The sequence below is a fragment of the Thermoactinomyces daqus genome, from assembly GCF_000763315.1.
Classification (GTDB): domain Bacteria; phylum Bacillota; class Bacilli; order Thermoactinomycetales; family Thermoactinomycetaceae; genus Thermoactinomyces_A; species Thermoactinomyces_A daqus.
On sequence record NZ_JPST01000014.1, the window covers coordinates 141,215 to 154,008 of the forward strand.

Consider the following 12,794-nt stretch of genomic DNA (forward strand, 5'->3'; position numbering starts at 1 on the left):
TTTTGCGACGTCTCCTGCTATTGCTTCAGCTTTTCCTTATCTGCTTCCAGTCCGGCGCGACGGTCTTCCCTGGACAACTGTTTCGGTTCAAGATTGATCCGCTGATCGCTCATCAATGCGGCAATCCCTGTCTGGCTGCCGGCTGCCTGACAGTACTCGCAATGCTCGGGATCATGCGGCTTGTATTGGCTCGGTTCCGGATAGCTGGTAATCACTCCTTCAAAGTTGCGCAAAACGGTTTTGGACGGGCTTTGCGAAATGAGATAGTTGGGGCTGAGCGGAATTTTCCCTCCTCCGCCGGGAGCATCGACGACAAAGGTCGGAACGGCATAGCCGGAAGTGTGACCGCGCAGATATTCGATAATCTCCAACCCTTTCGACACCGGTGTGCGGAAATGGCCGATTCCTTCTGACAAATCGCACTGGTAGATATAATAGGGGCGAACACGCACTTTCACCAGTTCATGCATCAGCTTTTTCATCACATGGGGACAATCATTGATGCCGGCCAGAATGACTGATTGATTTCCCAGCGGAACTCCGGCGTCAGCCAGCATCTCGCAGGCGCGTCTGGCCTCCGGAGTCAATTCCTTGGGATGGTTGAAATGGGTGTTGAGCCAGACGGGATGATATTTTCGCAAAATGTTGCACAGGTTTTCCGTAATCCGCTGGGGAAAGACCACCGGCGCCCTTGTTCCGATACGGATGATTTCCACATGGGGGATGGCCCGCAGGTTGCTGAGCAAATATTCGAGAATCCGGTCATTGACCAGGAGGCCGTCCCCGCCGGAGAGAAGCACATCCCTGACCGTCGGGGTGTTGCGGATATACTCTATACAGGCGTCCATCTGCTTCTTCGGGACACCCATCCCGATTTGCCCGGAGAAGCGGCGGCGTGTACAATAGCGACAGTACATCGAACATTGGTTGGTGATCAGAAACAGCACCCGGTCCGGATAGCGATGGGTCAGCCCCTTGACCGGGGAGTCCGTATCCTCCAACAGCGGATCTTCCATATCGTATCGAGTGCGAATCAGCTCGGAAGAGACGGGAACCGATTGCATGCGAATGGGATCCTTCGGGTCATCCGGATCCATGAGCAGCGCGTAGTACGGCGTGATGTTGAGCGGAATCGTCTGTTTGCTTATTCCGACACCTTCAATCTCTTCCGGGGTCAAATTGATCACCTTGCTCAGGTCATCCAGCGTGCGGATCGTGTGCGTCAATTGCCAGAGCCAGTCATTCCACTGCTCCTCCGTGACATCTTTCCACAGCTCAATCTCTTTCCAATCGCGTTTCACTTTGATCAAATCCCCCTTCTCTGATGATCCCGTCAGCAGCTTCCATACCTTTTCCGGAACAATTCAAGGAGCGGCGGGCACTCCCGAAGCGTTTGCAATGTCAACTTCGCATGTCCCGGAGCATAACCATTCCCGATCATCATCTGCACATCTTTGCCGATTCCTTCCGCTCCCAGCGCGGCAGTCGTAAAGCGGACAGCCATACTGAAGAAATAAATCGTTCCCCCGTCCCGTGTCGCCAGAATCGACGGCAGTTCCGTTCCGGGCACATTGACACAATTGAGCGTAAGGTCGGCCATTTCCCCAGCCGTTGCACCAGACACGGCCTCATAGACGGCGAGCGGATCAGTGGCATCCACCTCCAGCACCTGATGCGCCAATCCCAGCTGCCTGATTTCGGCGCAAGCTTCCGCCCGGGATTCCAATGCGATCACTTGCCCGTTTGTCCCCGCCTTTTTCCACGCCTGACAGAGGCTCAGCAACCCCGACTTCCCGCCTGCTCCCATCACCACAATCCGCTCCCGCCCCCGGATGAGTCGAGCTGTCTGCGCCGGAGCACCGGCAACATCCAAAGCCGCCAGGGCCACCGCTTCCGGGAGATCATCCGGCAGGATGGCAAAAGGACCGCTAGCAAAAAGAACCGCTTTGCCTTTCACATCGACTTGACCCGTCTCCAGATGAACCCGGTTAATCTGTTCAAGTTTGAGCGGTGTTAAGGTCAGGGAGACCAACGTCGCGATCTTCATCCCCGGCCGTACATGGCGATGCGGATAACGCGGCCCTGTTTTTTCCACTGTACCGATCAACATGCCGCCCGATCCGGTGACTGGATTTTGCATCTTTCCCCTTTCAGCCACAATCTCCAATATGCACTGTTTTATCTTGTTCACATCGTCGCGGCACTCTTCCCGCATCTGCATGAACGATGCGGAATCAATATTTAATCGTTCCACGGCGATCAGGAGCTCATTGTCATAAAGATCACTTTCGGCATCCAGTTTCCAGGCTGGTTGCGGCAAAACCCGCTCAGGCGCCAACACGCGGTGCAGTCCGTAAGGATGTCCTGTTTGACCGTCCAAAACCCCCATCCCCCTCCCGATGGATTCATTCACTATTCATGCAATAACCATGCCAATAACCAAATCCTGTTTCCGGCGGCCGTTCAGCGCACAAACAGAAAAAAAGTGCCCGGAATCGGGCACACCAAGAATATGGCATTTGCATGAGTGAAGAGGCACCAAGCAACAAATCTTCCGTCCGGGCGCTTGCCGCCTTGCAGGAAAGGAAACGCGGCCAATCTGTACCACCCCCCCCGAAGATTGAAATTCCATCCATTCACATTCAAGAAAATCGGGGGAAATCTCCGAACCGACATCAACCTTCGCGCTTTTTCAGTTTATATTGCAGGGTTTGCCTCGGAATTCCCAGCAGTTTGGCCGCTTTTAACACATTGCCTCCGGATTCTTCAAGCGCCAGGCAAATCAGCTTTTGTTCCAATTCGCCGAGCACTTCCCGCAAACTCTTGCCGTCAAGGCCTGGGAGCGGAAGCATCTCCTTTTTCTGTTTTTTCTGCATATGCGGGGGGAGGTGCTCCAGTTTCACTGCCTTCCCTTCTGCCAGATTTAGCGCGCCTTCCAGCGTGTGTTCCAATTCCCTGACATTCCCCGGCCAGTCATAGTGGAAAAAAGCTTCCATCACCTCATCAGCAATTTCCTCAACCGTTGTCGGCAATTGTCCTTTTAATTTTCTGAAAAAATAGTGCGTCAGGCATTCAATATCTTCTTTTCGTTCCCTGAGAGGAGGCAAATAGAGACCGACGACGTGGATCCGATGAAAGAGGTCGCGCCGCAAGCGCCCCTTTTCAATACTCTCCAGCGGGTCTTCATTGGTCGCGACGATGATGCGCACATCAACGGAATGAAACCGGGTTCCTCCCACCCTTCGCACTCCGCCGTCCTCCAGCACGCGCAGCAATTTTGCCTGCAAATCAATCGGCATCGCATGGATCTCATCCAAAAACAGGGTTCCCCCGTCTGCCAATTCAAACAAGCCCGGCCGGTCCTCAGCGCCGGTAAAAGCCCCTTTGGCCGTGCCGAACAAAATCCCTTCCAGCAGAGTGGACGGAATGGCGGCACAGTTTTGGGCAATAAAGGGGCGTCCCATTCTCGGCGAGTCACGGTGGATCGATTGTACAAACAGCTCTTTGCCCGTTCCCGTCTCCCCCACTACCAAAACAGGGGAATCCGTTCTGGCCGCCCGCTTTGCTTTTTCAATCTCCCTCAACATGAGTGAGTTTTGCGTCACGATCTGCTCAAAACAGTAGTACGCGCTCTCCTTCTGCGCCTTCCTGCTCCGTGGCTCGCGAATTCTTTCCTGCAGCTGAAGAACTTGCTCCGCCAGCTCTTTGATCTGGGTGATATCCTTGGAAATCTCAGCAGCTCCGACGATCTTTCCTTCAGAGCGAAGCGGAATGGTCCGGTTGATTGTGCTAATCTGTTTCCCTTTGCGATTCATATACGTCTGGTGCTGCTCGGCGATCGGTTCACCCGTTTTCAGGACTTTCAACAGTGTGCTCGTCTTTTTCGTCAGTGAAGGAAACGCATCCAATACATGCATCCCCATCACCTCTTTGATGGACAGTCCGTCCAACCGGGAGGCAACCCGATTGTAAAATACCGTGATTCCATCTGCATTGACGATATGGATTCCTTCATCCAGGCACTCCAAAAATTCATAGACGATTTCCCGGGTAAGATCAGGTTCATTCCTCATGGGCATCCATTTCACCTCGATCCGCGAGCTGCCAAAAAGTGATCAAATATGCCGAAATTTCGTCATTTTTATTATTGTATCGATTATCAGTCTCGTCTGTCCAGAAACGGGCAAAAACAAAAAAGAGCCGCTTGATGCGACTCCTTGTATATCTTTTCACAAAGCGCTCGACCTGTCTCTTTTTTCCTCGACCGACTTGGGAAGCGGCCCCCACATCTGCAACAGATTGTCGGTGGCATAAATCTTTCTCCCGTTTTCTCCCAGCCGGTAAAACATGATCTTGGCAATTCCCCAATCCGGCAGGTGTTGCTCAGGGATTGTTACAGTTACCGTTTTGGTCGTGTAACGTTGGTCTGGTTTATGTTTGATGTGAACGGAAATGCCCTGATCAACTCTTTGGGAACTGTAACTGTCGACGACGAAAAGGTCATAGTAAAAAGTGTCTTCCGGAAAATCGCCCACTTTCAGCGTCACTTTGTAATTCCCGTTGCTTCCTGATACCCGGATATCGCGAAAAGCCTCATTTTCCTCTCTGCTCTCTTTGGGCAGCTCCTTCCACCATTTATGGTCTCCATGCTCTTTCGGAATTTGCTTGCCCTGCTGCACGGCTTGTACGGGACTGCCGTTCGTCGGCTGATCACTCTCCAGATATCCTGCGCCAAATGCCTGGTAACCGAGAAACAGCAGGAGCACCCCGGATACCGCCGCGACGCCCCTGAGCCAATATTTCCTTCCCCGATGGGGCGGCTGCTTTATTTCCTGGGAAACCTGGGAAACGTAATCATGTTGCGGAGGATTAAATATCATGACGGCCTGCTGCAGCGCCTGTTTCATTTCCTGAGCTGTTTGATAGCGTTTTAACGGATCTTTCTCCAGTGCCTTCATTATCACCTGGCACAACTCTTCCGGAATTCGCGGATTAAGCTCCCGCGGATCAGGCACAGGGTCATGAATATGTTTGAGTGCAACGGAAATGGAACTTTCTCCGTCAAAAGGAACTGAGCCAGTCAGCATCTCATAAATCACAATCCCCAGCGAATAGAGATCGGAAGAAAAGTGGATCTCCCCGCCGGAAGCCTGCTCCGGAGAGAAATAATGCGCCGAGCCCATCACGTATCCTTTTTGCGTGATGGTGGAAGCGCGCGGAGTATAGGAAATTCCAAAGTCCGTCACCTTGTACAGCTCATCCGGGGAAACAAGAATATTATGCGGCTTGATATCACGATGAATAATTCCGTTTTTGTGTGCATGCGCCAAAGCATCACAGATTTGGGATGCGATCATCACCGTTTTTTCCGGTGTAAGCGTTCCTTCCTTTCGAATCACTTCTATGAGGGACGGCCCTTCTACACATTCCATCACCATGTAAAAGATGTCCCCTTCACGTCCGACATCATAAATACTTACTACATTAGCATGGGATAAACTGCCTGCAGCCTTGGCTTCACGAATGAACCGTCGCACAAAGTCGGGATCGTGCCCCAACGAGTCGTTCATCACTTTTACTGCCACAAACCGATCCAGAAGCAGATCTTTTGCCTTGTAGACTACAGCCATTCCTCCTCCACCCAACAGGTGAAGGATCTCGTATCTCCCTGCCAGCCTCATTCCTTCCATTTAACCATATCTCCTTGATTCATTGTTATCCTTCACACGCCAGTTCAGCGCAAATTGCTCTCAATCTGATTCAGACAAACGATGATCCACCGTACGTCTTTTTCTTTATATGGTGGATTTTGGGAAGAAAAATATTTCCCGGTACTCCTATTATCTGCTGAGTTCAGGCAACTGGATGTTACGTTTTTTTAAACATTTCACGCAAATAGCATTCCTTTTCATGGAATTTTCATAAATTATCACTGCTCATGATTTACGGCACAAACCGGCAGAAAAATCCGAGAAAACACAGCGGAAAATCGGGTATCTGTGCCCTTGATCGAATGCGGGAAGAACAGAATGCTGCCCCGCTGTCCCCCGCCCGCGCTGCCACATTCACGGAAAGGGATTGCGCCGCAGACGAAGGCCGTTTCCCCCGATGGCGCTTTAAAACCACCCCGGGAATAAAACACCTTTACTGGATAAATGCATTTCTATTTACTTTATTCGCAAGTCATCTTAATTTTAACGCTCGATATAAAAAAACAGCCGGTTTTTCACCGGCTGATTCTGCACTGATTAAACGTTGACCCGTCGGAACTCAGGATCCCGGAAAAGGGGACACAGAGGAAATTTTGGCATTCCGCACTTTTGCCGCCTTGCCGGAACCAAATGCCGGCAATTCCTTACATACGATCCGGCGCGCTGACCCCGATCAATTTCAATCCGTTGACAATCACTTGACGAATGCCGCTGAGCAATGCCAGGCGCGCTTCCGATTTTTCCACATCATCAGTGATCACGCGGTGAGCATTGTAATAACTGTGGAATTGTGTTGCCAGATCGTAGAGATAACGAACAACCCGGTGTGGTGCCAACTGCTTGGCCGCCGTGGCGATCTCACTGCCAAACTCGCCAAGCTTCTGCAACAAATCCAATTCCTGTTCCAGTTCCAACCGGGACAGGTGCTCCTGATCCCACTTCGCCGACAACCCTCTCTCCTCAGCCTGACGGAAGACACTGGCGATCCGCGCATGGGCATACTGCACATAGTAGACCGGGTTTTCATTGGACTTGGAAACAGCCAGATCTATATCAAAATCAAGATGGGAATCCGGGCTTCTCATCACAAAGAAGTAGCGGGCTGCATCCACTCCAACCTCGCTCATCAACTCTTCCAGCGTGACCGCTTTTCCGGTCCGCTTGGACATTTTCACCAGTTCGCCGCCCTGGTACAGCTTCACCATCTGGATGATAACCACATCCAACCGGTCCCGGTCATTCCCCAGAGCCTGCAATGCCGCTTTCATCCGGGCGATGTAGCCGTGATGGTCGGCTCCCCAGACGTTGATCATCCGGTTGAAACCCCGTTCCAGCTTATTGCGGTGATAAGCGATATCCGGCGTCAAATAAGTATAGGAACCGTCCGACTTGACCAGAACGCGATCCTTGTCGTCTCCGAAAGCGGTGGAGCGCAGCCAGAGGGCCCCGTCCTGTTCGTAGGTATAACCTTTTTCCTTCAGCTCCGTCAATGTTTTCTCAATGGCTCCGGACTGATACAGGGACTGTTCGCTGAACCATACATCAAATTCGACCCGGTAATCACGCAAATCATCCTTGATCTTCTCAAGCAGCTTCTTTTTCCCGTATTCCTTGAGGAACTGAAGCCGCTCTTCCCGATCCATCCCGAGCAAACGCTCTCCCTCTTGTTGGATCAGCTCCTCGGCGATCGCAATCATTTCCTCGCCGCGATAACCGTCCTCAGGGAACTCGATCTCTTTTCCCAAGCCTTCAAAATAACGGGCTTCAATGGACTGGGCCATCATGTTCATCTGATTGCCGGCGTCGTTGATGTAATATTCGCGCGTCACCTCATACCCGGCGGCCTCGAGAATGTTGGACAGGGCATCGCCGACGGCCGACCCGCGGGCATGTCCGAGATGGAGCTTTCCTGTGGGGTTGGCACTGCAAAACTCCACGTTGACCTTCTCACCCTGACCGCTGTCCGAGCGTCCGTATGCATCTCCGGACCGTTTGATTTCCACAAGCACATCGGTCAGGAAGGAACGATCCAAAAAGAAATTGATAAAACCGGGCCCGGCAATTTGAATGTCGCGAACGCCCACTTGTTCGCGGTCAATCCCGGCAACGATCTTTTGCGCGATCTCTCTGGGGTTTTTGCGGGCAATCCTCGTCAGTTGCATGGCAATGTTGGTAGCCCAGTCGCCATGTTCCTTTTCCCGCGGCACTTCCAGCACGATCTCCGGAATGTCCGTTTCCTTTACCAAATCGGCGGCGATGACCGCCCGCTCGATTTCCTGTTTCAACTCCTCTTTCTTTCTCTCAAGCGGATTCATTTCCCAGCCTCCATCCACTTCAAACTTAATTGGTATTGGCCCAGATCCTGGCTCCCCATATGAAGCAAAAAGGTGAAGCGAATCCGGCCTTCCTTTCCGGACCAGTCACGCTCATACACCAATGTGGTCACTTCCATCTCCGTCTTACCCGCCGGAGTATGAACCACGCTCTCCATGGTTTTCCCAGGGGCATAGGTCTGCCTGTACGAAACAGGTCCTTGGCGCGCGATCGTGATTTTCTCCGGGAATGAACGAACCGATGTCCGCACTTCATCAGGCTTTCCTTCATTTTCGGTATAACGGAGAATCCATTCCTCTTCCTTCATTTGAAAACGGCCGTCCAATTCCTGCTCGATGACTTCCTTCTCTTCTCCCGGCTGTTCAATGGTCGACTCGATGAAAATCTTTACTGGAATCAAACCGTCCGCCCCTTTCAACCTAATAAATGTATCTTAACACTGGTTTTTATGCTTTGCCAATAAAGCTGACCCGTTCTTCCTCCAATATTTTGAAAATCATCCGTCAGAAAAAAGCTTCCCTCCGCAGATCGGGAGGGAAGAATGAGGTTTCTTCAGCTTGCTGACAAAGACCTGAAGAGTCATCCGTCGGGTCTCGGCGCCCGGCCTCATGCTTGGCAAAGGCCGCTGCATAAAGCATTCAACCCTTTTCGCTCCAGTTTGTCAACAGCCTCAGAATGGGCAGGGATTTATTTCACAAAGCCGAGCAACATTTCGCGAATGAGTTTGGCAGCCAAAACCGGGGTCTGCTCACTGTGATCATAAGCCGGCGCCACTTCCACCAAATCTGCACCGACCACTTTCACGCCGGATCTGGCGATCAGGTGGATGGCTTCCAGCATTTCTTTGCTCGTAATCCCGCCAGGCTCGGGCGTTCCGGTTCCCGGAGCATGGGCCGGGTCGACGGCGTCGATATCAATCGTCACATAAACCGGACGTCCTTTCAGTTCCGGCAGGCATCTCTTCAAAGGCTCCACCACGTCAAATGGATGAAAATGAATATTCGCCTCTTTGGCGAACAGCACCTCCTCCTTGGTCATCGAGCGAATCCCGAATTGATATAAATTGGGACCCCCGATCAATTCGGCGATTTTACGAAGCGGGGTGGCGTGAGAGAGCGGCTCTCCTTCATAATCCGTGCGCAAATCAGCATGTGCGTCAATATGGATGACAGCCAGGTCAGGATAATCCTTGAAAACTTCCCGCACAACAGGCCAGGTGACCAGATGCTCGCCCCCCAAGCCGATCGTCATTTTCCGCAAATCGAGCACCTTGCGCACAAAATCGGCAATCTGCTGCAAGCTCCTTTCGGGATTGCCAAAGGCCAGCGGGATATCCCCTGCATCATAAAAGGTGATTTCCGAAAGCTCCCGTTCCAGGTAGTGGCTGTATTCCTCGTGCACCAGGGAAGCCTCGCGGATGCGTGCCGGACCGAACCTGGAACCGGGGCGGAAGCTGACCGTCCAATCCATCGGCATCCCGTAAATGATCGCTTGAGCAGCCTCAAGGTCCGTACTTGCCCCGATGAACACATTTCCCGAGTATTTCTCTTCAAAGCGCATCCTATTTCACCTCGTCCGTCAGCAGTTCCTGTACGAAAGCGGGAAGTTCAAACAAGGCTTTATGCATTTCCGGACGATAATAGCGGGTATCGAATTTGGACAGTTCCGCTTCGTTGACATGAAGGGGATCATATTTTTTCGATCCGATCGTAAAACTCCACAAGCCGCTCGGGTAGGTGGGGATGCTTGCCGTGTACAGGCGCGCCACCGGGAATGTATTTGAAATGTCACGGTAAACCTGGCGGATCAAATCGCGGTTAAACCACGGCGATTCCGTTTGCGCCACCATGATCCCATCGTCCTTCAGTGCTTCGTAAATCCCTTCGTAAAAGGGCTTTTGAAACAAACCGACAGCCGGCCCCACCGGTTCGGTCGAATCGACGATAATCACGTCATACCTGCCTTTATTTTCGGCAATGTGGCGAATTCCGTCCGTTACTTGCACATCGACGCGGGGGTCATCCAATTTCCCGGCGATTTGCGGGAAGTATGTTTTTGATGCTTCGATCACCTTTTTGTCGATCTCTGCCAACACCGCACGGGTGACAGACGGGTAACGCAAGATTTCACGAATCACGCCGCCATCGCCTCCGCCGACCACAAGAACTTCCTTGGGATCAGGATGCGTATTCATCGCGACATGGGTAATCATCTCATGGTACACGAATTCATCGCGATCCGTCGTCATCACCATGCCATCAAGCACCAGCATATTTCCGAATTCCGCTGTTTCAATCACATCCAGAGTTTGAAACTCGGACTGATCATGATAGAGCGTCCTTTTGATTTTCGTCGTAATCCCGTGATTTTTCGTTTGTTTTTCTGTATACCAAAGCTCCATATCCATCTGTCATTTCTCCTTTCAAGGCCGAAAACCGGGGCCATTCCGCATTTCCCCGGATACTCTTACTAAGAATAATGCATGTCCATTTCGCAGACAATCGCTTTTCGCCCCGCCACAAAAAATTTTATAATCATTTTTTTAGCGACTGTTATCCAAACCATGTATTCTGCCGCTAAATTCCGCTTTTCTTTCTCCAGGTATATTCTTCCTGCGGCTTTCGCATAATATTCTTACCTTTAGACTTGGAAGGAACTTCCGGAAAAGGAGCAGAACCATGGGCGATAACAAAGCAGCCACTCATCCCCATACCCTTAACCAGTTCTTTCTCTGGCGTCTGGTCAGACGGACACGTCAAGTGATGCGCCTGCTCTTCTTCTCTCTCCTGATCAGCTCCCTTGCCTTCATCATTCTCCTGCTCTATCTGAAAGCGCGCCCCTTGCCCTCACCCGAGGTATATAACATCTCCACCCTCTACGATGATGAGGGAAATTATCTCGGGCAACTGGATCACAATGAGCCGCGCGATCCCGTCCATTTAAATGAAGTGCCCAAGGCCCTGATCAATGCGACACTGGCCGCGGAGGATAAAAACTTCTATTCCCATCACGGCTTCTCCCTGAGCGGAATAGCCCGCGCCACACTGGCCAACATCAAGGCGGGGCACGTCGTGCAAGGAGCCAGCACCATCACCCAGCAATTGGCGAGAAATCTCTATCTCACCCATGACCGGACGTGGACGCGAAAACTGAAGGAAGCCATTCTGACCGCGCAATTGGAACTCCATTTTTCCAAAGATGAGATCCTGGAGATGTATCTCAATGAGATTTACTACGGTCACGGAGCCTATGGAATTGGCCAGGCGGCCAAGTACTATTTCAACAAAAAGGTGCAGGACTTGAATTTGGCGGAGTGCGCACTGCTGGCCGGAATTCCGCGCGGACCCTATTTATATTCGCCTTATCATCATCTGGGCCGGGCGATTGCGCGCGAACACCACATCCTCGACCTGATGGCAAAAAACCGCATGATCACCGCCGAAGCTGCGCGGGAAGCAAAAAAGCAAACGCTCACTTTTGCGCCAAGGACCCATCCCAAACAGATGAAAGCCGAGTATTTTCGCGATTATATCGTTCAAACGCTGGTCACGCGGTACGGGCTGGATGAAGCGACGGTGCGCCACGGCGGACTCAAAATATATACCACCCTTAACGCGCAAATGCAACAGGCGGCGGAACAATCGGTAAGCCGCTATACCAAAAAGGTGGACGGGCTCCAGAGCGCCTTGATCTCGGTTGATCCCCACACCGGTGAAATCAAGGCGATGGTCGGAGGCAAAGATTACTCATCCTCTCAGTTCAACCGCGCCTTCGCCCGCCGGCAACCCGGTTCTTCTTTTAAGCCGATTCTCTATTTAAGCGCCTTGGAAAACGGATTTACGCCGCTGACCCGGATCATGAGCAAGCCGACCGCTTTTCTTTTTCATGGACAAGAATACCGACCCTCCAATTTCCGCGGCCACTATGCCAACCGGCCGATCACGCTGCGTGAGGCAATCGCCCGCTCGGATAATATCTATGCAGTGAGCACACTAATGAAAATCGGTTTACAAAAGGAAATCGACATGGCCCGCCGGCTCGGCATCCGGGCCACGCTGAAGCCGACGCCCTCCCTGGCACTGGGCAGTTATGCCGTCACTCCTTTTGAAATGGCCGAGGCCTATGCGACGATCGCTTCCGGCGGAATCCACCATCCGCTCACCGGAATCAAAAAGGTGCTTGATCCGTTTGGACGCCCCTTGGTTCAAGAGGAGAGCAAACCGGTCCGGGTAGCCTCTCCCGCCCACGCCTTCGTCTTGACCAAGCTGATGGAAAGCGTGTTTTCTCCGGGTGGAACCGGCGGACGCGTGCACCAGATTTTTTCACGGGCCGCCGCCGGCAAAACGGGAACGACCGATTGGGACGGCTGGCTCTCCGGATTTACCCCGGATCTGGAGACTACAGTGTGGGTCGGCTATGACCATGACAAAGAACTGCCACATGATCAGGCGCATTTAAGCCAATATATCTGGGCGGATTACATGAAACAGGCCACCCGGTTTCAGCCGGCAAAAATCTTCCCAATTCCCCAGGGGGTAACGAGTGTTTATGTCGATTTGGATACGGGCTATGTGGCCACACCGGAATGCAGGCACACCCGCCTGGAGTATTTTGTCAAAGGTACGGAACCAACAGAAGTCTGTCCCGTCCATCGAACAAAAACCGGTTCTTCTCCTGAACAACCCTCTTTGTTGAAACGGGTGCTCGACTGGCTGAAAAGCTTTTAAAGTGACACAAACGGACATTTCC

Annotated in this window: 9 protein-coding genes; 1 reads left to right on the forward strand and 8 read right to left on the reverse strand. The window is 52.1% G+C overall.

Going from position 1 to position 12,794, the window contains the following annotated elements; all coding sequences use genetic code 11:
• Window positions 1-17: 17 nt before the first annotated feature.
• From kamA to speE, 8 genes are all read right to left on the reverse strand, one after another.
• A complete protein-coding gene (gene kamA / locus JG50_RS0107290; protein WP_052154095.1) occupies window positions 18-1,310 on the reverse strand; it encodes a lysine 2,3-aminomutase in 1,293 nt (430 codons plus the stop codon).
• A 23-nt stretch (window positions 1,311-1,333) separates the two neighbouring features.
• Window positions 1,334-2,380 (reverse strand): L-erythro-3,5-diaminohexanoate dehydrogenase, encoded by a 1,047-nt coding sequence (gene kdd, locus JG50_RS0107295; RefSeq protein WP_232331029.1) that lies wholly within the window; start codon window positions 2,378-2,380, stop codon window positions 1,334-1,336.
• Between the two features lie 295 nt (window positions 2,381-2,675).
• Window positions 2,676-4,073: a sigma-54 interaction domain-containing protein gene (locus tag JG50_RS0107300; RefSeq protein WP_309485160.1), complete on the reverse strand. Its 1,398-nt coding sequence runs from the start codon at window positions 4,071-4,073 to the stop codon at window positions 2,676-2,678.
• Window positions 4,074-4,229: 156 nt separating this feature from the next.
• Entirely contained in the window at window positions 4,230-5,690 is a 1,461-nt protein-coding gene (locus JG50_RS18755; protein ID WP_052154096.1) for a protein kinase domain-containing protein, read from the reverse strand.
• Window positions 5,691-6,355: 665 nt separating this feature from the next.
• A complete protein-coding gene (gene argS / locus JG50_RS0107315; RefSeq protein WP_033100448.1) occupies window positions 6,356-8,026 on the reverse strand; it encodes an arginine--tRNA ligase in 1,671 nt (556 codons plus the stop codon).
• Entirely contained in the window at window positions 8,023-8,445 is a 423-nt protein-coding gene (locus JG50_RS0107320) for a DUF1934 domain-containing protein (protein WP_033100449.1), read from the reverse strand. The genes argS and JG50_RS0107320 overlap by 4 nt, the downstream gene beginning before the upstream one ends.
• Before the next feature lie 287 nt (window positions 8,446-8,732).
• Window positions 8,733-9,605, reverse strand: a complete 873-nt coding sequence (gene speB / locus JG50_RS0107325) for an agmatinase (protein ID WP_033100450.1) — start codon at window positions 9,603-9,605, stop codon at window positions 8,733-8,735.
• 1 nt (window position 9,606) lies between these two features.
• Window positions 9,607-10,446 (reverse strand): polyamine aminopropyltransferase, encoded by an 840-nt coding sequence (gene speE, locus JG50_RS0107330; RefSeq protein ID WP_033100559.1) that lies wholly within the window; start codon window positions 10,444-10,446, stop codon window positions 9,607-9,609.
• A 277-nt stretch (window positions 10,447-10,723) separates the two neighbouring features.
• Between speE and JG50_RS0107335 the strand changes: the two genes are divergently transcribed.
• On the forward strand, window positions 10,724-12,772 hold the full coding sequence (locus JG50_RS0107335) for a transglycosylase domain-containing protein (protein WP_052154098.1): 2,049 nt from the start codon (window positions 10,724-10,726) through the stop codon (window positions 12,770-12,772).
• The last annotated feature ends 22 nt before the right edge of the window (window positions 12,773-12,794 follow it).

Coding starts and splice junctions, on each gene's coding strand:
- JG50_RS0107300 (WP_309485160.1), bottom strand. CDS start 4,073: ATGAGGAATGAACCTGATCTTACCCGGGAAATCGTCTATGAATTTTTG.
- JG50_RS18755 (WP_052154096.1), bottom strand. CDS start 5,690: ATGGAAGGAATGAGGCTGGCAGGGAGATACGAGATCCTTCACCTGTTG.
- argS (WP_033100448.1), bottom strand. CDS start 8,026: ATGAATCCGCTTGAGAGAAAGAAAGAGGAGTTGAAACAGGAAATCGAG.
- speB (WP_033100450.1), bottom strand. CDS start 9,605: ATGCGCTTTGAAGAGAAATACTCGGGAAATGTGTTCATCGGGGCAAGT.
- speE (WP_033100559.1), bottom strand. CDS start 10,446: ATGGAGCTTTGGTATACAGAAAAACAAACGAAAAATCACGGGATTACG.
- JG50_RS0107335 (WP_052154098.1), top strand. CDS start 10,724: ATGGGCGATAACAAAGCAGCCACTCATCCCCATACCCTTAACCAGTTC.